Source organism: Shewanella sp. SP1S1-7 (assembly GCF_031932105.1).
In the GTDB taxonomy this organism is placed as follows: domain Bacteria; phylum Pseudomonadota; class Gammaproteobacteria; order Enterobacterales; family Shewanellaceae; genus Shewanella; species Shewanella baltica.
The window spans coordinates 1-24,391 of the sequence record NZ_JAUOEU010000045.1; the positions used below are offsets into that span (position 1 = coordinate 1).

A 24,391-nucleotide genomic window follows, 5' to 3' on the forward strand; every position below is an offset into this window, starting at 1 on the left:
TTGACTTACGTCAAACGGCTCAACGAATTCTGTTCGACTTACTAAGTAAGTCTTTGTACATATTGCTATGAACACTCATCACTCTCGTGAAAGAATTGGTTGATTTAAATTTTGACTGCCAACCCAAAGGTTAAGCAGTTTCGATTAACTCAACACCTGTGAGTGTCCACACAGATTTCTTGTTTTATCTTGTTAAAGAGCAACTCAATATCCGTAAGAGGACTTGAGTACCACACTGAGCGTCGAACGCTTCCAGGTGGCTAGGGCTGCGTATTCTACGCATTTCCCGTTTCGCGTCAAGGAGTTTTTGCAAACTTTCTCGACACTCATCAATTAGTAAACTCATTGATGAACTGTCACATCAGGCTGCTTAACGCTGTCTGCCGTGTCAGTGGATGCGCATTATAGGGAGCAGGAGATTTTGTGCAAGGGCTTTTTTAATGAAAAAAGATCGCATGGCGATCTTTTAAACAATGGTGATTCTTTTACGTGCAGAGTGCCGATTAATTGGGCTTTTTACTGCCTTTATCGATAAATCCTTGGATTAGCGTGACAGCTTTGGCATCGTCCCAATCGACATAAGATCGAACAAAAGCTATCAATTGGCCCTGTTGATCAAGAATAAATGTCGCTGGAATCGTATCGAGCGGGAAAACATCCCCAAGACTTTGTGACTGATCGTAGTAAGAGTTGAAATTTGGCATACCTAACGAGTTTAAGAACGGTTGAACCTGTTGCTTACCTTCTGCATCAATAGAGATAGGTAATAGTACAAAGTCTTCAGCTTTGAACTTGGTCGCGAGTCTTTCGATTGCTGGTAGCTCCCTTACACAGGGTGGACACCAGGTCGCCCACATGTTCACCATAATGATCTTACCTTTAAATTGGCTGAAGTCGATAGCTTTACCATCGACATCATTAAAGGCAACAGGCTCAATAGGAAAAGTCTTTGGCAGTACATTGATCAAATCAACCGTTGATTCCATCGGTTTAGCCGTTTGCTGCATACCAGGGTACGCATGCGCGACCCCAGCAACAAATACCGAAAGAATGGATGACAACATGAATGCCGTTATGACTTTATGCTTCATTTTGTATTGCGCTTTAGCAAGGTATCTAACTCGCGCTGATCTTCTGCGCTAATTTCATTCGGCACATTACCGCTGATGCGTTGTTTACGAATGAAGATAAAACCAATCACTAGCCCAATGAGTAACAAGCCAACGGGACCTAACCAAAGAATGTAGGTCTTAGTTTCCATCTTAGGCTTATAGAGTACAAACTCACCGTAACGGCTGGTCATAAACTCGATGATCTCATCATCTCCTTTGCCTTCGTCTACCATCTTGAAGACTTCAAGACGCAGATCGCGCGCAACCGGTGAGTTTGAGTCGATCAAGTTTTGGTTTTGACACTGTGGGCAACGTAGCTCATGGGCCAAAGACAAACCGCGCTTTTGATTTTCAGGCGTTTTGAATTCATAAGTATCAACCGGTGTTGCCATAACGGTGGTTGTCATGCTGAATAACAGTACTAGACCACCAATGATTTTTGTCAGCGTTCTCATGATGCGCCATCCTTCGCCGCTTCAGCTTGTAATTGTTGGATCATAGGGTAAAGGGTTTCACTCCATACGCGTTGGTCGATTGGACCCGCATAACGGAAGCGGATAATACCGTTGTGATCAACCACAAAACTTTCAGGTGCACCATAGACCCCAAGGTCTAATCCTAAACGGCCATCTTTATCATAGATATTGACGTTGTAGGGGTCGCCCTGACGCTTCAACTCTTCTAATGCGGGAGCACGCTCATCGCGATAGTTGATCCCGTAAATTGGCAGAAGATTTTTACGCTTTAGCATCACTAAGAAAGGATGCTCATATTTACAAGATGGACACCAAGTCGCCCACACATTAAGTAATGACACCTTGCCTTTTAATTGCTCATTCGTAATGATCTCAGCTGGTGTCTCTAAGCGTTCCAGTTGGAAAGCCGGAATAGGCTTTCCTTCCAGTGCCGAATCCAATTGCTGCGGATTCAGGAATAAACCTTTATATAGAAACACCCCCATGGCGAGAAATATGACCAATGGGATAAACAGAACCAACTTCTTCATACATTCCCCAATTATTGAGCCGTTGCCAATTTTGCCTTTTCGGCCGAAGGCGCGACAGCTTCAGCGACTTTTGCACGGTAACGTTTATCCGATGCCGCGAAGAATCCACCAATCATCATGAAAATTGCCCCAAACCATAACCAACGCACGAACGGCTTGTAGTTCAAACGAACCGCAAATTCAGTGCTGGTAATTGGATCGCCCATGGTCACATACAAATCACGGAATAGACCCCAGTCGATACCCGCTTCTGTCATGTCCATAGTACGCACATTATATTGACGACGATCGGGCTTGAGTAATGTCAGCAGCTCATCACCTTTGTAGACTTCTATCTGTCCCTGCATTGCAGTGTAGTTAGGACCCACTACGTTTTTGGTCTCGAGATATTTAAAGGTATAACCCGCAAGTTCTTGGCTCACACCTGGTCCCATGCGGACACTTTTCTCAATCGAGTAATTCGACACCATAGTGGCACCAATCACAGACACAGCAATACCAAGATGCGCGAAGATCATGCCCAGCTGACTACGGCCCATACGGCTGATGCTGATATCACCTTCTTTCGACTTGACCATGTTATAGGCCGCTCTTGCTGTCGCTAGGATAATCCAAGAAGCCGCTGCAATACCAAAGGCAACCCAAGTATTGAATACACCATCGACGATAAATGGCGTCACAATACCGATAGCCGCAGCAACCATTGCAGGGATCAATAGCTGACGCTTAAGCTCGCCTGCTTTCGATTTTTTCCAACGGATAATTGGACCAATACCCATAAAGCCAAATAAGACTAATACGATAGGCACAAACACAGCGTTGAAGTATGGAGGTCCTACAGAGATTTTACCCATGCCGAGTGCATCGATGAGCAATGGATAGAGTGTACCCAATAGCACAGTACCTGCGGCAACGGTCAGTAACACGTTACAGACCAGTAGCATGGTTTCTTTAGACTTCAGCTCGAAACGGGCTGGACTGCTCATTTCACTGGCGCGGAAGGCAAACAGTGTCAATGAACCACCAATCGCTAAACCAAGTAACAACAGAATAAACATACCGCGGCTTGGATCGGCTGCGAATGAATGCACTGAGGTTAATACGCCAGAGCGAACAATAAAGGTACCAAGCAAACTTAAAGAGAAAGCGAAGATAGACAGTAATACCGTCCAGTTACGGAAGGCGCCGCGTTTCTCGGTCACAATCAAAGAGTGAACCAGCGCAGTACCCACTAACCAAGGCATGAAAGAAGCGTTCTCTACAGGATCCCAGAACCACCAACCGCCCCAGCCTAATTCATAATATGCCCACCAAGAACCTAGCGCGATACCTCCAGTTAGGAAGATCCAAGCGGCTAAGGTCCAAGGACGCGTCCAACGAGCCCATGCAGAATCGAGACGACCGCTCATCAGCGCGGCAATCGCAAATGCAAAGCTCACCGAGAAACCCACATAACCTAAATACAGCATAGGTGGATGGAAGATTAATCCCACATCTTGCAGCATTGGGTTCAAGTCACGGCCTTCGGCAGGGATCGGGAACAAACGTTCGAATGGACTAGAAGTAAGTAACATGAATAAGCTAAAGCCAATCACGATCAGCGCTAATACTGCCAGTACACGCGCAGTAAACACTTCCTCTAAACCTTTACTAAATAAGGCAACCGCTGCAGCCCAAGTCGATAAAGCAAACACCCAGAACAACAGTGACCCTTCATGACCGCCCCATACGGCCGATATCTTAAAGAAGATAGGTAACTGAGAATTAGAGTGATGTGCCACATAAGCGACGGAGAAATCGTCGACGGCAAAGCTATAAGCCAGTACGACAACAGATACAGTGATAAAAAAGAACATTCCGTACGTTAACGGCCAAGCATACCTAACAAGGTATTGATCTTTACGGGCAACACCTATTAGGGGGACGCTGATTAATAAGAAGGCAAAAGCCACCCCTATTATCAGCGCAAAGTGTCCAAGTTCTGGGATCATGGGTTTTCCTCAGTCTTCAATAATATGTTGATTTAGAAAGACTCTATCTCAACGCACAACATGTTATTCACGCAAATGCACGAAATTTTGCTCATTTTAGTATTTGCTATTGTTCCTGTCTGCCTCTTTCGTACAAAACTGGGTTACTTGTCTCATTCTCAATTTTAGAGGTTGTTGAAAGTCACGGAAGAGGCTCAGTTCTGCATGTGACCGACAAATGACACTTAAGTTTCATACAAAATTTACAAGAAGAATCAATTTGTGAACCAGTGCCCAACTATAAGCTTTCAGTACTGGGATTACCTTATATTACTGTTCAATGAACAATCTTTACGTATAATCTTGCTTCCAAGCCTAGCGGTTACTCCGCTTTCTGCAAACTAAAGTGAATATAGAAACAATGACGACATTTTGGATTTTTATTGCGCTTGTTATGTTAGTCGGCCTTATGCTGATTTGGATCCCGCATTTCAGACAGCAAAAATTGCTGAAAACGGAAGAAGCCGGAGTTCGTAAACAAACGAACCTTGAATTGTTCAATGAACGCTTAGCCACTCTTGAAAAAGAATTAAGCGAGGAGCTACTCGATCAAGCCGAATTCGATGCATTGAAAAAAGAGCTTGAAATCAGTCTACTCCAAGACATCAAACAAGCGAGTGATGATTCACTGGTCAACCAAATCAAGCCAAAGACGATTCTGTGGCCGTCGATCATGTCAGTTTGTTTGGTTGTTATCTCAGGCTATCTTTATCAGCACTTAGGCGCCTTTGAGAATATTGAAACTGCCCAGCAACCTGCCAATCCCCATGCGGGAATGGATACAGCCCAAATCATGATGCAACGCGTGCAGATGATGGAGGCTCAAATTAAAGCCGAACCAGAGAACAGCCAACTGTGGTTCAGCTTAGGCCATGCTTATGTATCGGCAAACCAATACGATAAAGGGATTGCGGCTTTCGATAAAGTAATCGAATTGGTCGGAAAACATGCAGAATTGCTCGGTCCAAAAGCGACAGCTATGTATTACAAAGCGGGTCAACAAATGACACCGCAAATCCAAGCGATTATCGATGAATCTTTAGCTATGGATGCTCAAGATCCTTCAACGTTATTACTTGTAGGTATGGATGCCTTCTTTACGGCTGATTACAAGAAAGCCATCGCCTCTTGGCAAACTATCCTTGATAGCGATCGTGCCGATGTTGATCGCGCAGCCCTAATGAATGCTATCGAAACCGCTAACTTACGTATGCAGTCTGAAACGGCGGGCATGCCAAATGATGAAGCCCACAAGCAAGTGAAAGCAAGTGCGACCAAATCAGTCAATGTCACTATATCTATCTCTGCAGAACTTGCCGCTAAAGCCAGCCCTGAAGACACTATCTTTATCTTTGCCCGTGCAACTGAAGGACCAAAAGTCCCATTAGCGGCGACCAAAGTCAGTGCTAAGTCGCTCCCAATTACGGTGACATTAGATGACAGCAGCGGTATGGGTGGTGATAAGAAGTTGAGTGACGCTACCAATGTGGAAGTGATTGCTGTGCTTTCTAAACACGGTAATATCAAACCACAAGCTGGCGATCTTCAAGGTAAGATCAGTACAGTCGCTGTCGGCGATACCGCCAACCTAGTGCTTGATACCCAAGTGCAATAAACCCAGTTTATTGCAGACATAAAAAAACCGGCTTTGGCCGGTTTTTTATTAACACTGAAAAAATTACTGAGCTTTAGACATAAACTCGATAGCTGCTTTGTAATCTTCGTCAGTACAATCGGTACACATACCGCCTGGTGGCATTGCGTTTAGACCAGTTTTCACACTGTGCAGTAGAGTATCCATACCCTTAGCTAAGCGTGGTTCCCATTCTGCAGCGTTATGCGCTTTTGGAGCACCAGCAACACCCATGCTGTGGCATACGGTACATGCCTTGTTGAAAATAGCTTCAGCTTCTTGAGCTGATACGTTGACTGACATAGTCAAAGCAGCGACTGCAGTCATTGCTAACAGTTTTTTCATGTTCAATGTTCCTAATGCAAATACGTACAAAGCTCGGCGCTGCCCTTACTTAGGCAGACTCATTATAGCCGACTAAGATTACTACAAACTTCAAGAAATCTCATCTTTTTGTGATTAGAATCTCAACACAAAATGAATCAGGCGACAAGGGTGACAAATTCGTTAATATATTAGCAAGTCGTAAAAAAGTTCGATAAATATTGCGGTTATTGGAACCACATCATATTGCTGACATCTAGTGCAAACCAAAAGTAAACCCCCAATAACGTTTGTGTTAGAATCACTTGTGTTTCCTTCCGGCTTGAGATAGAGGGTTCAGTGACAAATATAACTAAAGAAACCACATTAGTGTCAGCCAGCAAGCTGACCTGTATCCGCGAAGAACGCATCCTCTTTGATGAGTTAAGTTTTGATATAAATGCCGGTGACATTGTTCAGATTGAAGGCCCTAACGGCGCAGGCAAGACCAGTTTATTACGCATATTGGCGGGCCTTTCTCGCCCCTATGCCGGACAAACTTTTTACATTAATGAAGACATAAACCGTTGCCGCGATGAATACAATGAAGACCTCTTGTATTTAGGCCATTTAGCTGGCGTGAAATGCGAGCTGACTGCCGAAGAAAACCTTAATTTCAATTTAAGAATCAGTGGTTATGATGACTTTGATACGTCAGAGATTTTAGCCAAAGTAAATTTAACGGGCTTTGAAGAAGCTCTCGCGGGGCATTTATCCGCAGGCCAGCATCGCAGAACAGCGCTATCAAGATTGTGGCATAGCAACTGTAAAATTTGGATCCTTGACGAACCTTTTACTGCAATCGATAAAAAAGGCGTCGAAGAACTGGAGCAGTTATTTATTCAGCATGCGGATAATGGTGGTTGTGTGATCCTCACAACTCACCAAGATATGGGCATTATCACAGATGATAGGCTTCGTAAAATTCGTCTCGATTATCGCTTCATATAAGGTCAGACTCAATGAAAAGAGGCATCAGTTTTACCCAAGCATTTTTCACCTTGCTGCAGCGAGATCTTAAAATTGCTATTCGCCACCGCGGCGACATTTTTAACCCACTGCTATTTTTTATTATGGTCGTTACCTTGTTTCCGCTGGGGATTGGACCAGAGCCGCAAATGTTAGCACGTGTGGCACCGGGGATTATTTGGGTCGCCGCATTATTAGCATCAATGTTGTCACTTGAAAGGCTTTTCAAAGCCGACTTTAGTGATGGTAGCTTAGAACAAATGCTATTAAGTCCGCAGCCATTAGCCATTCTCGTATTAGCTAAAGTGTTAGCCCACTGGATTTTAACTGGTGTGCCACTGATTATTATCGCACCACTGTTAGCGGTATTACTCAATCTAGATGGCAACAGCTACGGTGCGTTAATTTCGACGCTTGCGCTAGGCACGCCAGTATTGTCGCTGTTAGGTGCTATTGGTGTGGCATTAACCGTCGGTCTAAGGAAAGGCGGCGTGTTACTCAGCTTACTTATTTTGCCCCTATATATCCCAGTACTCATTTTTGCAACGAGTGCCATAGACGCGGCAGGAATGAATTTACCCTATGATGGTCAGCTCGCTATAATAGGCGCTATGCTGGTCGGATCGTTAACCTTAGCACCTTTTGCAATTGGTGCATCTCTGCGAGTGAGTACTAACTAAAATGTGGAAATGGTTACACCCTTACGCGGATCCTGAACGCGCATATAAATTATCAGGAACGTTATTTCCATGGTTTGCGATCTTAGCCGGTCTATTGATTGCTGTTGGCACTACATGGGGACTCGTCTTCGCGCCGACGGATTACCAGCAGGGTGATAGCTACCGTATTATCTTTATTCATGTTCCTGCCGCGTCTATGTCAATGGCGGCTTATATGGGTATGGCAACCGCGGCCTTTATCGGTCTAGTTTGGCAGATAAAACTTGCCGACTGGGCTGCAGCATCTATTGCTCCCATTGGTGCAGTGATCACCTTTATCGCACTCTTTACCGGAGCAGCATGGGGTAAACCTATGTGGGGTGCCTGGTGGGTATGGGATGCACGCTTAACTTCTGAGCTGGTATTACTATTCCTATATCTAGGTGTGATCTCGCTCTATGCCTCATTTGAGGATAAAGTGCTCGCAGCTCGTGCAGCAGGGATCTTAGCGATCGTCGGTGTGATCAATATTCCTATCATCAAATACTCAGTTGAATGGTGGAGCTCATTACATCAACCGTCGACAATACGCATTACTGAGAAATCGACAATGTCGACGGAAATGCTCTATCCACTGTTAATTAACATACTGGGCTTCGGTCTTATGATTGGCGCCATCACTATTGTTCGTTTTAGAGCAGAAATTTTAGCAAGAAATGGCATGCGCCCTTGGGTCCGTGAACTAGCTAAAGCGGAGGAGGTCAAATGATGCAATTCGATTCAATCAGTGATTTTTTTAATATGGGCGGCTATGCATTCTATGTATGGCTATCCTACGGAGTGACCTTCTTCTGCCTCTCTACGCTCATCATTACCAGCGCACGCCAAAAGCGTAAGGTGTTAATTGATATCGCGAAGAAGATGGATAGAGAAGAACGCCTAAAAGAAACTAGGAGTACTAAATCGTGAACCCAAGACGCAAAAAAAGACTGACATTAGCTGTAGCATTAATCGGTGGCGTTGCTGCGATTACTTCGCTTTTGCTCTATGCGCTGAACTCCAACTTGAACTTATTCTATACTCCGTCTGAAATTGTCCACGGCAAGACAGACACTGGCGTAAAACCTGAAATTGGTCAGCGCATTCGTGTCGGTGGTATGGTAACTGTTGGTTCAATGGTGCGGGATCCTAAGAGTTTACATGTACAATTCGCAGTACATGATTCACTCGGCGGCGAAATACAGGTCACCTATGACGATCTCTTGCCTGACCTATTTCGTGAAGGACAGGGTATTGTGGCGCAAGGTGTGCTTGGAGCAGATGGTAAGCTAGAAGCGACTGAAGTACTGGCTAAGCATGATGAAAACTACATGCCACCAGAAGTTGCCGAAGCAATGGGCCAAAAGCACGAAAAGTTGGATTACAGCCAACAAAAGGCACCAGACACTAAGTAAGCGATTGATGAAGTAGCAACAGCATACACAATAAGCCTCCTAGCCTAATAACTAGTGAGGCTTTTTTATTATCTCAATCTAGATAATTAAAGGTGAACTATACTCAAGACAGCTTCAAAACCTAAGACTGCGTATGATTCAAATAAGACAACTAAACTCTAGTTTGCAACACATTCTAAGCTTCCTGATTATCTGCTTGGTAGGCATCTCTCATGAAGCCAATGCAGCTAAAGTTGTTGTTATCGAAAGCTATCATCAAGGCTATCAATGGGACCAAGAATATAGCCGAGCGATTAATGACACGCTCAGCCCTTTACACGATGTTAGCTATTTCGAAATGGATACCAAGCGCATACCAAAGGAGCAATTTGGCGAAAGGGCTGATTTAGCGTGGAAGTACATCCAAAGCCAAGTACCTCAACTGGTTATTCTCGCCGATGATAATGCGGTTAACCTGTTGCATCAGCGCCTCAATGACAGCTTAATCCCAGTGGTCTATCTTGGGGTGAATATGAACCCTAGAGAGTATCATCTCAATGAGCACAAGCGCTTTACCGGTGTCATAGAAAGACCGCTGCTACGACGCTCACTCCTCCTCATTCAACGCTTACTCCCACAGACTGTGCACCGTAAAATACTCGTCCTATTTGACCAAGGTGTTACCTCAGACTCAGCTGCAGAATACATCAGCAAACAACACTCAAGTATTTTGGGTGATATCGAAGTGAATTTGGTGCAATTGTCACAGCTCGCAGATTGGCAGCAACAGGTACTGACGGCAAAGGAGCAAGGCTATAACGCCATTGTCGTGGCGCTCTACCAAACAGTGAGGGATGCAGAAAATCGTTCTGTGGATGCGGATCAGCTCCTAAAATGGATATCAGAACATACACCGGTACCGAATTTCGGATTTTGGGGATTTAGCGTCTCCTCTGAGGGCAATATTGGAGGTTACGTACTCGATGGCTATCATCATGGCGAATTAGCAGCGAATATGGCGTTAAAAATACTGGCTGGCGAGAAACCCGAAAACATCTTTCCAGTGACAGATGATCTTGGGAAATACATGTTTAGTCAGCAAGGTTTGGCCAAATGGAATATTAGCCTACCGAAAGAAATCGAGAAAAATACACTCTGGGTGAAGTAATGAAAAAAAGACATAAAAAAGCCGGGCATTCACCCGGCTTTTTAAACGTGTAACCTTAATTACTCAGCAGCTTCAACATCAACAGCTTGAGCAGCTTCTGGACGGCCAACTAGCTCGATGTAAGCCATAGGGGCTTTATCACCAGCACGTAAACCGCACTTAAGGATACGGGTATAGCCACCAGGACGTTCCTGGTAACGTGGACCCAACTCAGTAAATAACTTACCTACGACTTCAGCGTCGCGAGTACGTGCAAACGCTAAACGACGGTTTGCAACGCTGTCACTCTTAGCAAGTGTTATCAGAGGCTCAACTACGCGACGCAGTTCTTTCGCTTTAGCCACAGTTGTCTTGATGATCTCATGACGAACTAGTGAACCGGCCATGTTGCGAAACATGGCTTGGCGATGACTGCTGTTACGGTTTAGTTGACGACCACTCTTACGATGGCGCATGACCTAATCCTTATAACCTAAATCTGTACAAACCTGAGACTTATAGGTCGTCTGCTAAACTAGCTGGAGGCCAGTTTTCCAAACGCATACCTAACGACAGTCCGCGAGAAGCTAAAACGTCCTTAATTTCAGTAAGAGACTTCTTACCTAAGTTAGGGGTCTTCAGCAACTCAACTTCAGTGCGCTGTACCAGATCTCCGATGTAATGAATCGCTTCGGCTTTCAAGCAGTTAGCCGAACGTACAGTTAGCTCTAAATCGTCGACAGGACGCAGCAGAATCGGATCGAATTCCGGCTTCTCTTCTTTCAGCTCTGGCTCAGTCACGTCACGTAATTCAACAAACGCATCTAGCTGTTCAGCTAAAATTGTTGCAGAACGACGGATAGCTTCCTCAGGATCGATAGTACCGTTAGTGGTCATATCGATAACGAGTTTATCTAAGTCAGTACGCTGTTCTACACGTGCTGCTTCTACATTGTAGGCAATACGCGCAACTGGCGAGAAAGAAGCATCAACCAGCAAGCGGCCGATTGGGCGATCATCGTCTTCAGTCTGTGCACGAGCAGATGCTGGTACATAGCCACGACCACGCTCAACGCGAATACGCATGCTGATATCATTGTTACCTGTCAGGTGACAGATAATATGATCAGGATTCACGATAGTGACATCACCATCATGCGTGATATCTGCTGCGATGACAGGGCCTGCGCCGGACTTGCTCAACGTAAGCATAGCCTCGTCTTTACCCTCGATAGTCACTGCTAACCCTTTCAGGTTTAACAAGATCTCAAGGATATCTTCTTGAACGCCTTCCTTACTGCTGTATTCGTGCAGTACACCGTCAATCTCGACTTCGGTAACCGCGCAGCCGGGCATAGACGACAATAGGATGCGACGCAACGCGTTACCTAAAGTGTGGCCGAAACCACGCTCAAGTGGTTCCAATGTAACCTTGGCACGTGTTGAGTTAACCTGCTCGATATCAACGAGACGCGGTTTAAGAAATTCTGTAACAGAACCCTGCATTGTGTCCTCTCTTGTTTGTTAGCCTTACTTAGAGTAAAGCTCGACGATCAGCTGTTCGTTAATTTCCGCAGACAAATCGCTACGTTCTGGAACGCGCTTGAAAGCACCTTCCATTTTCGCGCTGTCGACTTCAACCCATGTAGGCTTCTCGCGTTGAGCTGCCACTTCTAAAGCCGCTTTAATACGAGCTTGAGTACGTGACTTCTCGCGGATGCTCACAACATCATTCGCAGACACTTTGAATGATGGAATGTTAACAACACGACCGTTAACCATAATTGATTTATGGCTCACTAGCTGACGTGATTCTGCACGAGTTGCACCGAAGCCCATACGATAAACGACGTTATCAAGACGGGTTTCTAAAAGCTGAAGCAGGTTTTCACCTGTGTTGCCTTTAGTACGTGCAGCATCTTTGTAATAGTTACGGAATTGTTTTTCTAACACACCGTAAATACGACGAACTTTTTGTTTTTCGCGTAACTGAGTACCATACTCTGACAAACGTGGCTTACGAGCGCCATGTTGTCCAGGTGCAGTTTCCAGTTTACACTTTGAATCGATTGCTCTCACACCGCTTTTTAAGAAAAGGTCTGTACCTTCTCGGCGGCTGAGCTTGAGCTTGGGACCCAAGTATCTTGCCATGATCTTTCTCCAACTATCCTAATGAAACGACGTTATACACGACGCTTTTTAGGAGGACGACAACCATTATGAGGGATCGGCGTCACATCGGTAATGTTGGTAATTTTATAACCAACAGCGTTCAGCGCACGAATGGCTGACTCACGACCTGGACCTGGACCCTTCACAAACACTTCAAGGTTTTTTAAACCGTAGTCTTGAGCAGCAGCACCTGCACGCTCAGCAGCCACCTGTGCAGCAAATGGAGTAGATTTACGTGAACCACGGAAACCTGAACCACCTGATGTAGCCCATGACAACGCATTACCTTGACGATCTGTAATGGTGACAATAGTGTTGTTGAAAGAAGCATGGATATGAGCCATGCCATCTGCAACCTGTTTACGTACGCGCTTACGCGGAGAACGTGACGGAACTTTAGCCATTGCTTTACCTTCCCGTTACTTTCTAATTGGTTTACGTGGACCTTTACGCGTACGCGCATTGGTCTTAGTACGTTGCCCACGGAGAGGCAGGCTACGGCGATGGCGGAGACCACGATAACAACCAAGATCCATAAGACGCTTGATGTTCATTGAAATCTCACGACGTAAGTCACCTTCTACTAGGTATTTAGCGACTTCTTCGCGTAGTGTGTCTATTTGAGCTTCGCTCAATTCCTTGATCTTAGCAGTTTCAGCGATTGCTGTAGCCGCGCAGATTGCTCTAGCGCGAGTACGGCCGATGCCGAAAATTGCAGTCAATGCGATGACTGTATGCTTTTGATCAGGAATGTTAATGCCAGCGATACGGGCCACTATGCACTCCTTAAAGTTAAAGGCCAACTGCGAAAAGCCCGAAAGGATACTCGACAGTCGACAGATTTGCAAACAAAATTTTGTTCAGCCCAATTCATGGGCTGAACAAATTACTTTTTAGCCTTGACGCTGTTTGTGTTTTGGTTCAACACAGATAACGCGTACAACGCCACTACGCTTGACGATCTTGCAGTTACGGCAGATCTTCTTCACGGAAGCTCGAACTTTCATTTCATCACTCCGTAAAGCTACTTAGCGACCAAAGCGATCTAAATTCGCTTTGTTTACTAGGTTAGCTTTCTTCATCACAGACTCATACTGATGAGACATCATATGCGTCTGAACCTGAGCCATGAAGTCCATGATCACGACTACCATAATGAGTAGTGAAGTACCGCCAAAATAGAACTGTACTTTCCACGCGATTAACATGAACTCCGGAATTAAGCAGATAAAGGTTATGTATAACGCGCCTGCCAATGTCAAACGGGTCATAACTTTATCAATGTAACGCGAAGTCTGTTCTCCAGGACGGATCCCAGGGATGAATGCACCACTCTTCTTCAAGTTATCTGCTGTTTCACGTGGGTTAAACACCAACGCAGTATAGAAGAAACAAAAAAAGATAATCGCTGTTGCATATAATAATGAGTAAAGCGGTTGTCCAGGTGACACAGCCAGTGAAAAATCACTTAACCATGACATAGACTCATTTTGACCGAACCACTGAGCCAGTGTTCCAGGGAACAAAATGATGCTTGACGCAAAAATTGGCGGAATAACACCTGCCATGTTTATTTTCAGCGGTAAGTGGGTACTTTGCGCAGCGAACACCTTACGGCCTTGCTGACGCTTAGCGTAGTTAACGACGATACGACGCTGACCACGTTCCACGAACACTACAAAATAAGTCACTGCAAACACAATTACCGCGAGCAACAACAATACTAACACATTCAAGTCACCTTGACGCGCCTGCTCAGCCGTTTGGCCGATAGCGGAAGGTAATCCAGCAACAATACCTGCGAAAATTAAAATCGAGATACCGTTACCTATACCACGTTCGGTAATCTGCTCGCCTAGCCACATAAGGAACATAGTTCCTGTCACTAAGCTCACAACCGCAACAAAGTAGAACCCAAATCCAATGTTGACCACAAGGCCTGGCACTAAGTTTGGTAACCCGGTTGCAATACCGACCGACTGGAATGTACCCAGCACTAAGGTACCCCATCTGGTATATTGACTGATTTTCTTACGTCCTGATTCGCCTTCTTTTTTCAATTCAGCGAGTGCAGGATGCACTACAGTCAACAATTGCATGATAATCGATGCCGAAATATACGGCATGATACCTAATGCAAAGATAGAGGCACGCGAAAGGGCGCCACCCGAGAACATGTTAAACATGCCCAGGATGGTCCCTTTTTGCTGAGCAAACAGCTCTGCTAATACAGCTGCGTCAATACCAGGAATTGGCACAAACGAACCGGCTCTAAAGACGATAATCGCACCAATCACGAACAGGAGGCGAGCTTTCAATTCTGAAAGTCCACCTTTCGCGCTTTTTAAATCAAGTCCTGGTTTTGCCATCGACGTATTATTCCTCGATCTTACCGCCGGCAGCTTCAATAGCTGCACGTGCACCTTTGGTTACCTTCAGACCTTTAACAGTCACAGGGCGCTCAATGGTACCTGAAAGAACAATTTTCGCAAACTGGATGTTGCGAGTTATAACGTTCGCATCTTTCAGAGCGTTTAAGTCGATAACATCACCGTTAACTTTTGCCAGTTCGAGTACACGAACTTCAGCTGTTACCATAGCGCGACGCGAGGTAAAACCAAATTTAGGTAAACGGATTTTAAGTGGCATTTGACCACCTTCAAATCCTGGGCGTACACCGCCACCAGAACGAGACTTTTGGCCTTTATGACCACGACCCGCTGTTTTACCTAGACCTGAGCCCATACCACGGCCTACACGCTTTGGTGCATGCTTAGAGCCTGCAGCTGGAGATAGAGTATTTAAACGCATCTATTAATCCTCCACCTTAACCATGTAGTAGACCTTGTTGATCATACCGCGAACAGAAGGAGTATCTTCTAATTCAACAGTGTGACCAATGCGACGCAAACCAAGACCCGTTAGGGTTGCACGGTGCTTCGGTAAACGACCGATACCGCTTTTAGTTTGAGTAACTTTTACAGTTTTAGTTGCCATGGTGCATTACCCCCGAATTTCGTCAACATTCAGGCCACGCTTAGCTGCGATTTGCGAAGGTGACTTCATGTGCACCAAAGCATCGACAGTCGCGCGAACGATGTTGATCGGGTTAGTAGAACCGTATGCTTTTGACAGAACGTTATGAACGCCTGCTACTTCCAATACGGCACGCATTGCGCCACCGGCAATAATACCAGTACCTTGTGATGCAGGTTGCATGTACACAAGAGAACCAGTATGACGACCTTTAACTGGGTGATGCAGAGTACCTGCATTCAACTCAACGGTCACAATGTTACGACGAGCTTTTTCCATAGCTTTTTGAATCGCTGCTGGAACTTCACGTGCCTTGCCATAGCCGTAGCCAATCTTACCGTTACCATCACCCACTACTGTCAGTGCTGTGAAGCTAAAGATACGACCGCCCTTAACTACTTTAGAAACACGATTAACTGCAATCAATTTCTCTTGCAGATCGTCTTTTTGCTGAGCTTCTAATTTAGCCATTTTATAACCCCTTAGAACTTCAGGCCAGCTTCACGAGCTGCATCTGCTAACGCAGCTACACGACCGTGATACTTGAAACCAGAACGATCGAACGCAACTGAAGTTACGCCTTTTTCGATCGCGCGCTCAGCAACAAATTTACCTACTGCTTTCGCTGCGTCTACGTTACCGGTACTCTTCAGTAGCTCTTTAACCGCTTTTTCTACGGTTGAAGCAGCTGCCAACACCTGAGCTTCAGGATTGATCACCTGAGCATAAATGTGACGCGGTGTACGATGTACAACCAGACGGTTCACGCCCAGCTCTTGGATCTTCTTACGAGCGCGAGTAGCGCGACGTAAGCGAGATGTTTTCTTATCCATATCGCGTTACCTACTTCTTCTTAGCCTCTTTACGGCGTACTACTTCGTCGTCATAGCGAACACCCTTGCCTTTGTATGGCTCTGGTGGACGGTATCCGCGAATCTCAGCAGCGACTTGGCCAATTAACTGTTTATCAACGCCACGTAGGACGATATCAGTTTGGCTAGGACACTCTGCAGTAACGCCTGCGGGCAGTTTGTGTACTAACGGATGAGAGAAACCTAAAGTCAGGTCAATATCAGAACCGACGAGTTTCGCACGGTAACCAACGCCAACTAACTTTAACTTACGCTCAAAACCTTGAGATACACCAACAACCATGTTGTTTACTAATGCACGAGTTGTACCTGCCTGTGCCCAAGCGTTAAAAACGCCTTCGACAGGAAGGAACTTAACTACGCCAGCTTCAATAACAACATTGACCGCATTGTTGATCACTCGAGTCAGACTACCTTTTCCGCCTTTGACGGTAAGAGTCTGTTCGTTCAAGGTCACCTCTACGCCAGCTGGAATAGATACTGGTGCTTTTGCTACACGAGACATTCCTAGCTCCTTAAGCTACGTAGCAGATAACCTCGCCACCCATGCCTGCAAGGCGGGCGGCACGATCAGTCATCAAGCCTTTAGAAGTGGACACAATTGCGACACCCAGACCGCCCATCACCTTTGGAAGTTCGTTTTTACCTTTGTAAATACGAAGACCAGGGCGACTTACACGCTGGATAGTCTCAACGACTGGTTGGCCTTGGAAATACTTTAAAGTAACTTCCAGTTCAGGCTTGGCTTCATCTGCTACGGCGTAATCAGCGATGTAACCTTCTTCTTTAAGCAGTTTCGCAATAGCGACTTTCAACTTAGCAGAAGGCATCTTCACCGATACGTGGTTAGCAGCTTGGCCGTTACGAATACGGGTTAACATATCCGCAATAGGATCTTGCATGCTCATATTAGCTTACTCCGTGACAAGTGCTTACCAGCTGGCCTTACGCAGGCCAGGAACTTCACCACGCATGGTTGCTTCACGTAATTTGATACGGCTTAAGCCGAATTTACGTAAGAAGCCATGAGGGCGACCAGTTTGATTACAACGATTGCGTTGACGCGCAGCGCTGGAATCACGTGGTAGAGCTTGCAACTTAAGTACTGCATCCCAACGGTCTTCGTCAGAAGAAGCTGGACTTGCAATGATAGTCTTAAGAGCCGCACGCTTTTCAGCGTACTTGGCCACGAGCTGTGCACGTTTAACTTCACGTGCTTTCATTGATGTTTTTGCCATTACGCTACCCTTATTTCTTGAATGGGAAGTTAAAAGCGTCTAACAAAGCACGACCTTCTTCATCATTCTTCGCAGTAGTAGTGATAACAATATCCATACCACGAATCTTATCGATTTTATCGTAATCGATTTCTGGGAAGATGATCTGCTCACGCACGCCCATTGCGTAGTTACCACGGCCGTCAAACGCTTTAGCGCTTAAGCCACGGAAGTCACGAATACGTGGGATTGCGATATCGACTAAACGCTCTAAGAATTCCCACATACGCTCACCGCGTAGGGTCACTTTACAGCCAATAGGGTAGCCTTCACGGATTTTAAAACCAGCAACTGACTTACGAGCAACAGTCACTACTGGCTTTTGACCAGCGATTGCAGTCATATCACGGACAGCATGGTCCATGATTTTCTTGTCTGCAACAGCTTCGCCAACACCCATGTTCAGGGTGATTTTCTCAATCCGAGGGACTTGCATGACACTGGTATAACCGAACTTTTTAGCAAGTTCAGCGACAACAGTCTCTTGGTATTTATCATGCAGTTTCGCCATCGTTTACTCCAATTACTTAACGAGTTCACTGTTCGATTTGAAGAAACGAACTTTTTTGCCGTCTTCAAAGCGGAAACCAACGCGATCAGCTTTGCCAGTGGCAGAGTTGAAAATCGCTACATTTGATGCTTGTATCGGTGCTTCTTTCTCAACAATACCGCCAGCTACGCCCAATTGTGGGTTTGGCTTTTGGTGTTTTTTGACAAGATTGATGCCTTCAACAATCAATTTACCAGTAGGAAGGACTTGAGAAACTTTTGCACGTTTACCCTTGTCTTTACCTGCTAATACAATCACTTCGTCTTCACGACGTATTTTAGCTGCCATTTTGAAGCTCCTTACAGTACTTCTGGTGCCAGCGAGACAATTTTCATAAATTGCTCATTACGCAATTCACGTGTCACTGGTCCAAAGATACGAGTACCAATCGGCTGCAGGTTGTTGTTCAAAAGAACAGCTGCATTCCGATCGAAGCGAATGACAGAACCGTCTGGACGACGTACGCCTTTCTTAGTACGGACTACCACCGCGTTATACACATCGCCTTTCTTCGCTTTAGCGCGAGGAATCGCTTCTTTAACAGAAACTTTGATGATGTCGCCGATACCGGCATAACGACGATGAGAGCCACCCAAGACCTTAATACACTGAACTCTGCGTGCGCCGCTGTTACAAGCAACGTCAAGAGTCGATTGCATTTGGATCATTTTAAGTGCTCCGCTATCGTTACTACACAATTCCCACTATGGGACAATAAAAACACTCATTTTTGCTATTAATTTAGTCAAAAATGGCGCGCAAATATAACACCATAAAAGTGGAATGTATAGTATTAAAAAACAAACGGCCCCACATTCTGGAGCCGTTTACCTAAATACCTAATTAACTTAGGCCTTTGATACTACTTCAACCAGGGTCCAAGACTTAGTCTTAGACAAAGGACGACATTCGCGAATCGCTACTAAATCGCCTTCATTGCACTGATTAGTTTCGTCATGTGCATGGATCTTCGTCGTACGCTTAATGTATTTCCCATAAATTGGGTGTTTCACTTGGCGTTCGATAGCAACAGTAATGGACTTGTCCATTTTGTTGCTAGTTACACGACCCTGCAAAGTACGGATTTTATCAGACATTATGCACCCGCCTTAGAAGTAATAATGGTCTTAACGCGCGCAATGTTACGGCGCACCAATTTCAGTTGATTAGTCTGAGTCAACTGACCAGTGGCGTGTTGCATACGCAGGTTAAACTGCTCACGCAGCAGACCAAGTAGTTCAGCGTTCAGTTCTTCAACGCTCTTTTCTCTCAGTTCGCTCGCTTTCATTACATCACCGTCTTAGTTACGAAGGTAGTCTTAATTGGAAGCTTGGCAGCAGCTAAAGCAAACGCTTCACGAGCGATCACTTCAGAAACACCATTCATCTCATAAAGAACCTTACCAGGTTGAATCTGACATACCCAGTATTCAACGTTACCCTTACCTTTACCCATACGCACTTCGAGAGGCTTAGAGGTAATCGGTTTGTCCGGGAAAACTCGAATCCAAATTTGTCCCTGACGCTTAATGTGACGTGTCATGGCACGACGTGCAGATTCGATCTGACGCGCAGTTAAACGGCCACGGCCGACTGCTTTCAGACCAAAAGTACCAAAGCTAACTTCGGTACCGTTCGCCAGACCGCGGTTGCGGCCTTTGAACATCTTGCGAAACTTCATACGTTTAGGTTGCAGCATTGCCGGCTCTCCTATTTACCACGAGGCTTGCGCTTAGGTTGCTGCTGCTTCGGTTCTTCAATCTGTGGCAGCATTCCATCTAGAACTTCACCTTTGAAGATCCAAACTTTAACGCCAATCACACCGTATTGGGTGTGACTTTCAGATGTAGAATAGTCGATATCAGCACGCAAAGTATGTAAAGGTACACGACCTTCACGATACCACTCATCACGCGCAATCTCAGCTCCGCCTAAACGGCCACTAACTTGTACTTTGATACCTTGAGCACCAATACGCATTGCGTTTTGAACTGCGCGCTTCATAGCACGACGGAACATAACACGACGCTCTAATTGCTGTGCAATTGAATCAGCAACTAACTTGGCATCTAGCTCAGGTTTACGGATCTCAGCGATGTTAATTTGAGCAGGAGTGCCAGCAAGTTTTGACACTGCAGCACGCAATACTTCAACGTCTTCACCTTTCTTACCAATCACAACACCTGGACGGGCAGTGTGAATCGTAACGCGGATGCTTTTCGCTGGACGTTCGATAACAATCTTAGATACTGAAGCAGCTTGTAATTTCTCTACAAGAAACTTACGCACTTCCCAGTCGCTGTTCAGATTATTTGCGTAATCTGATTTATCTGCGTACCAGGTAGAGATCCAAGGCTTGGTGATACCCAGACGGATACCATTAGGATGTACTTTCTGTCCCATTGCTCTCTCCTAGCGATCTGATACAACCACAGTAATGTGGCTGGTACGCTTCATGATACGATCAGCGCGGCCTTTAGCACGTGGCATGATACGCTTCATAGTTGGGCCTTCATCTACGAAGACGGCTCCTACTTTAAGCTCATCAATATCCGCGCCTTCGTTGTGTTCGGCGTTTGCGATAGCTGAGTCAAGTACTTTTTTAACCAGTACGGCGGCTTTCTTGGGGCTGAAAGTCAAAATTTCGAGTGCCTTAGCAACAGGCAAACCACGAATTTGATCAGCAACCAGACGGGCCTTCTGCGCAGACGTACGGGCAAAACGATGTTTAGCTAAAACTTCCATCTTATTCCTCCCGTATTAACGCTTCTTCGCTTTCTTATCAGCGGCATGGCCACGATAAGTGCGAGTTGGTGAAAATTCACCAAGTTTGTGGCCGATCATTTCGTCAGTTACGAACACAGGAACGTGCTGACGACCATTATGGACAGCGATGGTCAAACCAATCATATTTGGAATGATCATAGAGCGACGTGACCAAGTCTTAATAGGCTTTTTGTCACCGGCTTCCATCGCTTTCTCTACCTTCTTCAGCAAGTGCAGGTCAATGAAGGGACCTTTCTTGAGAGAACGTGGCATGGCGAATCCTCTTACTATTTATTACGACGACGTACGATGTACTTGTCAGTGCGCTTGTTACTACGAGTCTTATAACCCTTAGTTGGCACACCCCATGGAGTCACTGGGTGACGACCACCAGAAGTACGGCCTTCACCACCACCGTGTGGATGGTCTACTGGGTTCATTGCAACACCGCGAACTGTAGGACGAATGCCTCTCCAGCGCTTAGCACCTGCTTTACCTAACTGGCGTAGCATGTGTTCGGCATTACCAACTTCACCAAATGTCGCGCGGCAATCAACTGGCACTTTACGCATTTCGCCTGAGCGAAGACGTAGAGTGGCATATGCGCCATCACGAGCAACAACTTGTACATAAGCCCCTGCAGAACGAGCGATCTGAGCACCTTTACCAGGCTTCATTTCAACAGCGTGAACTACAGAACCTACTGGGATGTTGCGTAGTGGCATAGCGTTACCGGTTTTGATCTCGGCAGCAACACCAGACTGGATCTTATCGCCAGCTTGCATGCCTTTGGCAGCAAGAATATAACGACGCTCACCATCCGCATACAATACTAACGCGATGTTAGCTGTACGGTTTGGATCGTATTCCAGACGCTCAATCTTTGCAGGGATACCATCTTTATCGCGTTTGAAGTCGATTAGACGATAATGCTGCTTATGACCACCACCTACGTGACGGACAGTGATACGGCCAGTATTGTTACGGCCACCACTTTTAGATTTTTTCGCCAACAGGCCAGCAAAGGGTTTACCCTTATGCAGGTCAGTGTTCACCACTTTAACTACGTGGCGACGACCTGGAGAGGTTGGCTTACACTTAATAACTGCCATGATAATTCTCCTTTGCTTACTCAGCGCCGCCGACGAAATCGATGTCAGCACCAGCAGCTAGAGTTACATAGGCTTTTTTCCAATCGCTACGACGACCAGTACGGCCACCAGTGCGTTTAGTTTTGCCTTTGCTTACTAAAGTGCGAACTGAATCAACTTCAACTTCAAATAGCTTAGCAACAGCAGCTTTAATTTCAGCTTTAGTTGCATCGATAGCTACGCGGAAAACAACAGTGTTGTGCTTCTCAGCGTTCACAGTGCTCTTTTCAGAGATGTGTGGAGCGAGAATAACTTTTAGCAAACGTTCTTCGCGGATCATCATGCTAGCATCTCCTCGATTTGCTTCACTGCGTCAGCAGTCACAAGCACAGTGTTGAACGCGATCAGACTAACTGGGTCAAGACCCGCTACGTCACGAACGTCAACTTTGTACAGGTTACGAGCTGCTAAGAATAAGTTCTCATCAACTTCTGCAGTCACAATCAGAACGTCTTCAAGGTTCATTGCTTTCAATTTAGCTTTCAGCTCTTTAGTTTTAGGAGCTTCAACACCGAAAGATTCAACAACAACCAGACGCTCTTGACGTACCAATTCAGACAGAATGCTTTTCAGCGCGCCGCGGTACATCTTTTTGTTAACTTTTTGGCTATGATCTTGGGTTTTAGCAGCGAATGTTACGCCACCGCCACGCCAGATTGGGCCTTTAACAGAACCAGCACGAGCACGGCCAGTTCCTTTTTGGCGCCAAGGCTTTTTGCCTGAGCCAGTTACTTCCGCACGAGTCTTTTGAGCACGAGTGCCCTGACGCGCGTTTGCAGCGTATGCTACAACTACCTGATGAACCAGTGCCTCGTTAAAGTCACGGCCGAAGGTAGTTTCGGAAACTTCAAGAGCGCTTTGCGCGTCTTTCAATACCAATTCCATTACTATCTCCTCAGACCTTAAGCTTTAACGGCAGGCTTGATAATCAAGTCGCCATTGGTAGCGCCAGGAACAGCGCCACGGACTAGTAGCAGGTTACGCTCAACATCTACACGAACTACAACTAGATTTTGAGTAGTAACACGCTCGGCACCCATATGGCCTGACATTTTTTTGCCTTTGAATACGCGACCAGGCGTTTGGTTCTGACCGATAGAACCATTCGAGCGGTGCGACAAAGAGTTACCGTGAGTCATATCTTGAGTACGGAAGTTCCAACGCTTAACGCCGCCTTGGAAGCCTTTACCTTTTGATTGACCAGTAACATCTACTTTCGCTACGTCTGCGAAAATATCAACATTTAGCTCAGCACCAACTTCAATGCCCTCGCCTTCACCGTCTACCAAACGCATTTCCCACAAACCACGACCGGCTTCAACACCGCTCTTGGCAAAGTGACCTGCTTCTGGTTTAGTGATGCGATTGGCTTTTTTGGTGCCAGTTGTAACTTGAAGTGCACGGTAGCCGTCAGTTTCTAAAGTTTTCACTTGAGTAACACGGTTGCCTGCAACTTCAATTACAGTAACTGGTATTGAAACACCATCTTCAGTGAAGATGCGAGTCATACCAACTTTACGACCAATAAGACCGATAGCCATCTCTCAAACCTCTTCTTACTAGGATCTCAATTAACCCAAGCTAATCTGTACGTCGACACCAGCCGCAAGATCTAAACGCATTAACGCGTCAACAGTCTTTTCAGTTGGCTCTACGATGTCAACCAGGCGCTTGTGTGTACGTAATTCGTACTGGTCACGAGCATCTTTATTAACGTGCGGAGAGATCAAAATGGTATAACGCTCTTTGCGAGTAGGTAGTGGAATTGGACCACGAACCTGCGCGCCTGTACGCTTAGCAGTTTCAACGATTTCCGCTGTAGACTGATCAATTAAGCGATGATCAAATCCCTTTAAGCGGATACGGATTCTTTGGTTCTGCATTGACCAGAGCTCCTAAAATGGACATATAAAAAATCACCCTCTAGCTTCTTCTATATAGAAAAGCAGAGCGAGATGATTTAACCGTTCGACTCCCAATCGGAGCCGCTATGATAATGATTAACTTCAGCGACTAATCATTTAATTCGTCAACCTAAGTCGACGAGGGGGCCATTATACCTATCTAAATCCGGATATCAAGCCCGCTGTGTAAATAGTCATCAAATAACTATTCAACTTCAGAGTGGCGAGCATTTTACACAAATCTGTAGATAAAACTAGCCCTAAAACAAAAAAGGAAGCCGAAGCTTCCTTTTCAAACTAATCTCTGTCGCG

The 24,391-nt window shown here is 45.7% G+C and carries 40 protein-coding genes; 7 read left to right on the forward strand and 33 right to left on the reverse strand.

The genetic code is table 11. The features are described 5' to 3' along the window. Positions 1 to 503 precede the first annotated feature (503 nt). The 4 genes from Q4Q49_RS21010 to Q4Q49_RS21025 are packed head-to-tail and all read right to left on the reverse strand — an operon-like array spanning position 504 to position 4,109. Positions 504 to 1,091 (reverse strand): TlpA disulfide reductase family protein, encoded by a 588-nt coding sequence (locus Q4Q49_RS21010; protein ID WP_312000364.1) that lies wholly within the window; start codon positions 1,089 to 1,091, stop codon positions 504 to 506. Further along, a complete protein-coding gene (gene nrfF / locus Q4Q49_RS21015) occupies positions 1,088 to 1,567 on the reverse strand; it encodes a heme lyase NrfEFG subunit NrfF (protein ID WP_312000365.1) in 480 nt (159 codons plus the stop codon). The genes Q4Q49_RS21010 and nrfF overlap by 4 nt, the downstream gene beginning before the upstream one ends. Beyond that, positions 1,564 to 2,118, reverse strand: a complete 555-nt coding sequence (locus Q4Q49_RS21020) for a DsbE family thiol:disulfide interchange protein (protein ID WP_006079711.1) — start codon at positions 2,116 to 2,118, stop codon at positions 1,564 to 1,566. The genes nrfF and Q4Q49_RS21020 overlap by 4 nt, the downstream gene beginning before the upstream one ends. An 11-nt stretch (positions 2,119 to 2,129) precedes the next feature. Further along, positions 2,130 to 4,109 carry a heme lyase CcmF/NrfE family subunit gene (locus Q4Q49_RS21025; protein WP_312000366.1) on the reverse strand — a complete coding sequence of 660 codons (1,980 nt, stop codon included), beginning with the start codon at positions 4,107 to 4,109 and terminating at the stop codon, positions 2,130 to 2,132. Positions 4,110 to 4,509: 400 nt separating this feature from the next. On the opposite strand from Q4Q49_RS21025, the gene ccmI reads away from it, so the two are divergent. Continuing rightward, positions 4,510 to 5,763, forward strand: coding sequence for a c-type cytochrome biogenesis protein CcmI (ccmI, locus tag Q4Q49_RS21030; RefSeq protein ID WP_311901048.1), 1,254 nt, complete (start codon positions 4,510 to 4,512; stop codon positions 5,761 to 5,763). A gap of 63 nt (positions 5,764 to 5,826) precedes the next feature. Here the strand turns inward: ccmI and Q4Q49_RS21035 are convergent, their stop codons facing one another. Next, complete coding sequence (locus Q4Q49_RS21035; protein ID WP_006086491.1) at positions 5,827 to 6,126, reverse strand: c-type cytochrome; 300 nt, start codon at positions 6,124 to 6,126, stop codon at positions 5,827 to 5,829. Positions 6,127 to 6,444: 318 nt separating this feature from the next. On the opposite strand from Q4Q49_RS21035, the gene ccmA reads away from it, so the two are divergent. From ccmA to Q4Q49_RS21065, 6 genes are all read left to right on the forward strand, one after another. Further along, on the forward strand, positions 6,445 to 7,095 hold the full coding sequence (gene ccmA, locus Q4Q49_RS21040) for a cytochrome c biogenesis heme-transporting ATPase CcmA (RefSeq protein ID WP_131525727.1): 651 nt from the start codon (positions 6,445 to 6,447) through the stop codon (positions 7,093 to 7,095). Between the two features lie 11 nt (positions 7,096 to 7,106). Then, positions 7,107 to 7,793, forward strand: a complete 687-nt coding sequence (gene ccmB / locus Q4Q49_RS21045) for a heme exporter protein CcmB (protein WP_006079706.1) — start codon at positions 7,107 to 7,109, stop codon at positions 7,791 to 7,793. Between the two features lies 1 nt (position 7,794). Beyond that, positions 7,795 to 8,541 carry a heme ABC transporter permease gene (locus Q4Q49_RS21050; protein WP_105251039.1) on the forward strand — a complete coding sequence of 249 codons (747 nt, stop codon included), beginning with the start codon at positions 7,795 to 7,797 and terminating at the stop codon, positions 8,539 to 8,541. Continuing rightward, the gene (gene ccmD / locus Q4Q49_RS21055) at positions 8,541 to 8,741 is read left to right on the forward strand and encodes a heme exporter protein CcmD (RefSeq protein ID WP_105253042.1); all 201 of its coding nucleotides are present in this window, start codon (positions 8,541 to 8,543) and stop codon (positions 8,739 to 8,741) included. Before Q4Q49_RS21050 ends, ccmD begins: the two co-directional genes overlap by 1 nt. Next, a complete protein-coding gene (ccmE, locus tag Q4Q49_RS21060; RefSeq protein WP_300478341.1) occupies positions 8,738 to 9,226 on the forward strand; it encodes a cytochrome c maturation protein CcmE in 489 nt (162 codons plus the stop codon). Before ccmD ends, ccmE begins: the two co-directional genes overlap by 4 nt. Before the next feature lie 196 nt (positions 9,227 to 9,422). Beyond that, positions 9,423 to 10,373: an ABC transporter substrate binding protein gene (locus Q4Q49_RS21065; protein ID WP_312000367.1), complete on the forward strand. Its 951-nt coding sequence runs from the start codon at positions 9,423 to 9,425 to the stop codon at positions 10,371 to 10,373. A 59-nt stretch (positions 10,374 to 10,432) separates the two neighbouring features. Here Q4Q49_RS21065 and rplQ read toward each other — a convergent pair whose 3' ends face one another. The 28 genes from rplQ to rpsJ all read right to left on the reverse strand — a co-directional run bounded on the left by rplQ (position 10,433) and on the right by rpsJ (position 24,058). Continuing rightward, on the reverse strand, positions 10,433 to 10,828 hold the full coding sequence (gene rplQ / locus Q4Q49_RS21070) for a 50S ribosomal protein L17 (RefSeq protein WP_006083573.1): 396 nt from the start codon (positions 10,826 to 10,828) through the stop codon (positions 10,433 to 10,435). A 40-nt stretch (positions 10,829 to 10,868) separates the two neighbouring features. Beyond that, positions 10,869 to 11,858, reverse strand: coding sequence for a DNA-directed RNA polymerase subunit alpha (locus Q4Q49_RS21075; protein WP_006083574.1), 990 nt, complete (start codon positions 11,856 to 11,858; stop codon positions 10,869 to 10,871). 24 nt (positions 11,859 to 11,882) lie between these two features. After that, positions 11,883 to 12,503: a 30S ribosomal protein S4 gene (gene rpsD / locus Q4Q49_RS21080; RefSeq protein ID WP_106648456.1), complete on the reverse strand. Its 621-nt coding sequence runs from the start codon at positions 12,501 to 12,503 to the stop codon at positions 11,883 to 11,885. Between the two features lie 32 nt (positions 12,504 to 12,535). Beyond that, on the reverse strand, positions 12,536 to 12,928 hold the full coding sequence (gene rpsK / locus Q4Q49_RS21085; RefSeq protein ID WP_006083577.1) for a 30S ribosomal protein S11: 393 nt from the start codon (positions 12,926 to 12,928) through the stop codon (positions 12,536 to 12,538). A gap of 15 nt (positions 12,929 to 12,943) precedes the next feature. Continuing rightward, positions 12,944 to 13,300, reverse strand: coding sequence for a 30S ribosomal protein S13 (gene rpsM, locus Q4Q49_RS21090; RefSeq protein WP_011787581.1), 357 nt, complete (start codon positions 13,298 to 13,300; stop codon positions 12,944 to 12,946). A 117-nt stretch (positions 13,301 to 13,417) separates the two neighbouring features. Beyond that, complete coding sequence (gene rpmJ / locus Q4Q49_RS21095; protein ID WP_006083579.1) at positions 13,418 to 13,531, reverse strand: 50S ribosomal protein L36; 114 nt, start codon at positions 13,529 to 13,531, stop codon at positions 13,418 to 13,420. A gap of 21 nt (positions 13,532 to 13,552) precedes the next feature. After that, on the reverse strand, positions 13,553 to 14,893 hold the full coding sequence (gene secY / locus Q4Q49_RS21100; RefSeq protein ID WP_006083580.1) for a preprotein translocase subunit SecY: 1,341 nt from the start codon (positions 14,891 to 14,893) through the stop codon (positions 13,553 to 13,555). Between the two features lie 7 nt (positions 14,894 to 14,900). Further along, positions 14,901 to 15,335, reverse strand: a complete 435-nt coding sequence (gene rplO, locus Q4Q49_RS21105; RefSeq protein WP_006083581.1) for a 50S ribosomal protein L15 — start codon at positions 15,333 to 15,335, stop codon at positions 14,901 to 14,903. A 3-nt stretch (positions 15,336 to 15,338) separates the two neighbouring features. Further along, entirely contained in the window at positions 15,339 to 15,521 is a 183-nt protein-coding gene (gene rpmD / locus Q4Q49_RS21110; protein WP_006083582.1) for a 50S ribosomal protein L30, read from the reverse strand. A gap of 6 nt (positions 15,522 to 15,527) precedes the next feature. After that, positions 15,528 to 16,031, reverse strand: coding sequence for a 30S ribosomal protein S5 (gene rpsE / locus Q4Q49_RS21115; protein WP_006083583.1), 504 nt, complete (start codon positions 16,029 to 16,031; stop codon positions 15,528 to 15,530). 11 nt (positions 16,032 to 16,042) lie between these two features. After that, entirely contained in the window at positions 16,043 to 16,393 is a 351-nt protein-coding gene (rplR, locus tag Q4Q49_RS21120) for a 50S ribosomal protein L18 (RefSeq protein ID WP_006083584.1), read from the reverse strand. 10 nt (positions 16,394 to 16,403) lie between these two features. Beyond that, on the reverse strand, positions 16,404 to 16,937 hold the full coding sequence (gene rplF / locus Q4Q49_RS21125) for a 50S ribosomal protein L6 (RefSeq protein WP_312000368.1): 534 nt from the start codon (positions 16,935 to 16,937) through the stop codon (positions 16,404 to 16,406). Between the two features lie 10 nt (positions 16,938 to 16,947). Next, positions 16,948 to 17,340, reverse strand: coding sequence for a 30S ribosomal protein S8 (gene rpsH / locus Q4Q49_RS21130; protein ID WP_106648458.1), 393 nt, complete (start codon positions 17,338 to 17,340; stop codon positions 16,948 to 16,950). A gap of 24 nt (positions 17,341 to 17,364) precedes the next feature. After that, positions 17,365 to 17,670 (reverse strand): 30S ribosomal protein S14, encoded by a 306-nt coding sequence (gene rpsN / locus Q4Q49_RS21135; RefSeq protein ID WP_106648459.1) that lies wholly within the window; start codon positions 17,668 to 17,670, stop codon positions 17,365 to 17,367. A 10-nt stretch (positions 17,671 to 17,680) separates the two neighbouring features. Beyond that, the gene (gene rplE / locus Q4Q49_RS21140; protein ID WP_006083588.1) at positions 17,681 to 18,220 is read right to left on the reverse strand and encodes a 50S ribosomal protein L5; all 540 of its coding nucleotides are present in this window, start codon (positions 18,218 to 18,220) and stop codon (positions 17,681 to 17,683) included. Positions 18,221 to 18,232: 12 nt separating this feature from the next. Then, on the reverse strand, positions 18,233 to 18,547 hold the full coding sequence (gene rplX, locus Q4Q49_RS21145; protein ID WP_006083589.1) for a 50S ribosomal protein L24: 315 nt from the start codon (positions 18,545 to 18,547) through the stop codon (positions 18,233 to 18,235). Between the two features lie 11 nt (positions 18,548 to 18,558). Next, on the reverse strand, positions 18,559 to 18,927 hold the full coding sequence (gene rplN / locus Q4Q49_RS21150) for a 50S ribosomal protein L14 (RefSeq protein WP_006083590.1): 369 nt from the start codon (positions 18,925 to 18,927) through the stop codon (positions 18,559 to 18,561). A gap of 180 nt (positions 18,928 to 19,107) precedes the next feature. Then, positions 19,108 to 19,356, reverse strand: a complete 249-nt coding sequence (gene rpsQ, locus Q4Q49_RS21155) for a 30S ribosomal protein S17 (protein WP_006083591.1) — start codon at positions 19,354 to 19,356, stop codon at positions 19,108 to 19,110. Beyond that, positions 19,356 to 19,547: a 50S ribosomal protein L29 gene (gene rpmC / locus Q4Q49_RS21160; protein ID WP_006083592.1), complete on the reverse strand. Its 192-nt coding sequence runs from the start codon at positions 19,545 to 19,547 to the stop codon at positions 19,356 to 19,358. Before rpmC ends, rpsQ begins: the two co-directional genes overlap by 1 nt. Further along, positions 19,547 to 19,957, reverse strand: a complete 411-nt coding sequence (gene rplP, locus Q4Q49_RS21165) for a 50S ribosomal protein L16 (protein WP_006083593.1) — start codon at positions 19,955 to 19,957, stop codon at positions 19,547 to 19,549. The genes rpmC and rplP overlap by 1 nt, the downstream gene beginning before the upstream one ends. A gap of 11 nt (positions 19,958 to 19,968) precedes the next feature. Further along, a complete protein-coding gene (gene rpsC / locus Q4Q49_RS21170) occupies positions 19,969 to 20,661 on the reverse strand; it encodes a 30S ribosomal protein S3 (protein WP_011787574.1) in 693 nt (230 codons plus the stop codon). 9 nt (positions 20,662 to 20,670) lie between these two features. After that, positions 20,671 to 21,003 (reverse strand): 50S ribosomal protein L22, encoded by a 333-nt coding sequence (rplV, locus tag Q4Q49_RS21175; RefSeq protein ID WP_006083595.1) that lies wholly within the window; start codon positions 21,001 to 21,003, stop codon positions 20,671 to 20,673. Positions 21,004 to 21,018: 15 nt separating this feature from the next. Beyond that, positions 21,019 to 21,297: a 30S ribosomal protein S19 gene (gene rpsS, locus Q4Q49_RS21180; RefSeq protein ID WP_006083596.1), complete on the reverse strand. Its 279-nt coding sequence runs from the start codon at positions 21,295 to 21,297 to the stop codon at positions 21,019 to 21,021. A 14-nt stretch (positions 21,298 to 21,311) separates the two neighbouring features. Beyond that, positions 21,312 to 22,136 (reverse strand): 50S ribosomal protein L2, encoded by an 825-nt coding sequence (gene rplB, locus Q4Q49_RS21185; protein WP_006083597.1) that lies wholly within the window; start codon positions 22,134 to 22,136, stop codon positions 21,312 to 21,314. Positions 22,137 to 22,152: 16 nt separating this feature from the next. Beyond that, positions 22,153 to 22,455, reverse strand: coding sequence for a 50S ribosomal protein L23 (gene rplW / locus Q4Q49_RS21190; protein ID WP_025008843.1), 303 nt, complete (start codon positions 22,453 to 22,455; stop codon positions 22,153 to 22,155). After that, entirely contained in the window at positions 22,455 to 23,060 is a 606-nt protein-coding gene (rplD, locus tag Q4Q49_RS21195) for a 50S ribosomal protein L4 (protein ID WP_006083599.1), read from the reverse strand. Before rplD ends, rplW begins: the two co-directional genes overlap by 1 nt. Positions 23,061 to 23,077: 17 nt before the next feature. After that, positions 23,078 to 23,716 (reverse strand): 50S ribosomal protein L3, encoded by a 639-nt coding sequence (rplC, locus tag Q4Q49_RS21200; protein ID WP_006083600.1) that lies wholly within the window; start codon positions 23,714 to 23,716, stop codon positions 23,078 to 23,080. A gap of 30 nt (positions 23,717 to 23,746) precedes the next feature. After that, positions 23,747 to 24,058, reverse strand: coding sequence for a 30S ribosomal protein S10 (gene rpsJ, locus Q4Q49_RS21205; RefSeq protein ID WP_006083601.1), 312 nt, complete (start codon positions 24,056 to 24,058; stop codon positions 23,747 to 23,749). Positions 24,059 to 24,391: the final 333 nt, after the last annotated feature.

Bases quoted from the DNA above. Each gene is read 5' to 3' on its own strand.
- rpsC (WP_011787574.1), bottom strand. From the start codon at position 20,661: ATGGGACAGAAAGTACATCCTAATGGTATCCGTCTGGGTATCACCAAG.
- rpmJ (WP_006083579.1), bottom strand. From the start codon at position 13,531: ATGAAAGTTCGAGCTTCCGTGAAGAAGATCTGCCGTAACTGCAAGATC.
- Q4Q49_RS21035 (WP_006086491.1), bottom strand. From the start codon at position 6,126: ATGAAAAAACTGTTAGCAATGACTGCAGTCGCTGCTTTGACTATGTCA.
- Q4Q49_RS21050 (WP_105251039.1), top strand. From the start codon at position 7,795: ATGTGGAAATGGTTACACCCTTACGCGGATCCTGAACGCGCATATAAA.
- rpsQ (WP_006083591.1), bottom strand. From the start codon at position 19,356: ATGTCTGATAAAATCCGTACTTTGCAGGGTCGTGTAACTAGCAACAAA.
- nrfF (WP_312000365.1), bottom strand. From the start codon at position 1,567: ATGAGAACGCTGACAAAAATCATTGGTGGTCTAGTACTGTTATTCAGC.
- Q4Q49_RS21010 (WP_312000364.1), bottom strand. From the start codon at position 1,091: ATGAAGCATAAAGTCATAACGGCATTCATGTTGTCATCCATTCTTTCG.
- rplF (WP_312000368.1), bottom strand. From the start codon at position 16,937: ATGTCTCGTGTAGCAAAAGCACCAGTATCTATTCCAGCTGGCGTAGAG.
- ccmB (WP_006079706.1), top strand. From the start codon at position 7,107: ATGAAAAGAGGCATCAGTTTTACCCAAGCATTTTTCACCTTGCTGCAG.
- rplO (WP_006083581.1), bottom strand. From the start codon at position 15,335: ATGCGTTTAAATACTCTATCTCCAGCTGCAGGCTCTAAGCATGCACCA.
- Q4Q49_RS21025 (WP_312000366.1), bottom strand. From the start codon at position 4,109: ATGATCCCAGAACTTGGACACTTTGCGCTGATAATAGGGGTGGCTTTT.
- rplC (WP_006083600.1), bottom strand. From the start codon at position 23,716: ATGGCTATCGGTCTTATTGGTCGTAAAGTTGGTATGACTCGCATCTTC.
- rplV (WP_006083595.1), bottom strand. From the start codon at position 21,003: ATGGAAGTTTTAGCTAAACATCGTTTTGCCCGTACGTCTGCGCAGAAG.
- ccmI (WP_311901048.1), top strand. From the start codon at position 4,510: ATGACGACATTTTGGATTTTTATTGCGCTTGTTATGTTAGTCGGCCTT.
- rplN (WP_006083590.1), bottom strand. From the start codon at position 18,927: ATGATCCAAATGCAATCGACTCTTGACGTTGCTTGTAACAGCGGCGCA.
- rpsE (WP_006083583.1), bottom strand. From the start codon at position 16,031: ATGGCTAAATTAGAAGCTCAGCAAAAAGACGATCTGCAAGAGAAATTG.
- secY (WP_006083580.1), bottom strand. From the start codon at position 14,893: ATGGCAAAACCAGGACTTGATTTAAAAAGCGCGAAAGGTGGACTTTCA.
- rpsH (WP_106648458.1), bottom strand. From the start codon at position 17,340: ATGAGCATGCAAGATCCTATTGCGGATATGTTAACCCGTATTCGTAAC.
- Q4Q49_RS21075 (WP_006083574.1), bottom strand. From the start codon at position 11,858: ATGCAGGGTTCTGTTACAGAATTTCTTAAACCGCGTCTCGTTGATATC.
- rplB (WP_006083597.1), bottom strand. From the start codon at position 22,136: ATGGCAGTTATTAAGTGTAAGCCAACCTCTCCAGGTCGTCGCCACGTA.
- rplQ (WP_006083573.1), bottom strand. From the start codon at position 10,828: ATGCGCCATCGTAAGAGTGGTCGTCAACTAAACCGTAACAGCAGTCAT.
- rpmD (WP_006083582.1), bottom strand. From the start codon at position 15,521: ATGGCAACTAAAACTGTAAAAGTTACTCAAACTAAAAGCGGTATCGGT.
- rplP (WP_006083593.1), bottom strand. From the start codon at position 19,957: ATGCTGCAACCTAAACGTATGAAGTTTCGCAAGATGTTCAAAGGCCGC.
- rpsS (WP_006083596.1), bottom strand. From the start codon at position 21,297: ATGCCACGTTCTCTCAAGAAAGGTCCCTTCATTGACCTGCACTTGCTG.
- rplE (WP_006083588.1), bottom strand. From the start codon at position 18,220: ATGGCGAAACTGCATGATAAATACCAAGAGACTGTTGTCGCTGAACTT.
- rplX (WP_006083589.1), bottom strand. From the start codon at position 18,547: ATGGCAGCTAAAATACGTCGTGAAGACGAAGTGATTGTATTAGCAGGT.
- rplD (WP_006083599.1), bottom strand. From the start codon at position 23,060: ATGGAATTGGTATTGAAAGACGCGCAAAGCGCTCTTGAAGTTTCCGAA.
- rplR (WP_006083584.1), bottom strand. From the start codon at position 16,393: ATGGATAAGAAAACATCTCGCTTACGTCGCGCTACTCGCGCTCGTAAG.
- rpmC (WP_006083592.1), bottom strand. From the start codon at position 19,547: ATGAAAGCGAGCGAACTGAGAGAAAAGAGCGTTGAAGAACTGAACGCT.
- rpsD (WP_106648456.1), bottom strand. From the start codon at position 12,503: ATGGCAAGATACTTGGGTCCCAAGCTCAAGCTCAGCCGCCGAGAAGGT.
- rpsN (WP_106648459.1), bottom strand. From the start codon at position 17,670: ATGGCAAAAACATCAATGAAAGCACGTGAAGTTAAACGTGCACAGCTC.
- rplW (WP_025008843.1), bottom strand. From the start codon at position 22,455: ATGATCCGCGAAGAACGTTTGCTAAAAGTTATTCTCGCTCCACACATC.
- ccmD (WP_105253042.1), top strand. From the start codon at position 8,541: ATGCAATTCGATTCAATCAGTGATTTTTTTAATATGGGCGGCTATGCA.
- Q4Q49_RS21020 (WP_006079711.1), bottom strand. From the start codon at position 2,118: ATGAAGAAGTTGGTTCTGTTTATCCCATTGGTCATATTTCTCGCCATG.
- rpsJ (WP_006083601.1), bottom strand. From the start codon at position 24,058: ATGCAGAACCAAAGAATCCGTATCCGCTTAAAGGGATTTGATCATCGC.
- rpsK (WP_006083577.1), bottom strand. From the start codon at position 12,928: ATGGCTAAAGTTCCGTCACGTTCTCCGCGTAAGCGCGTACGTAAACAG.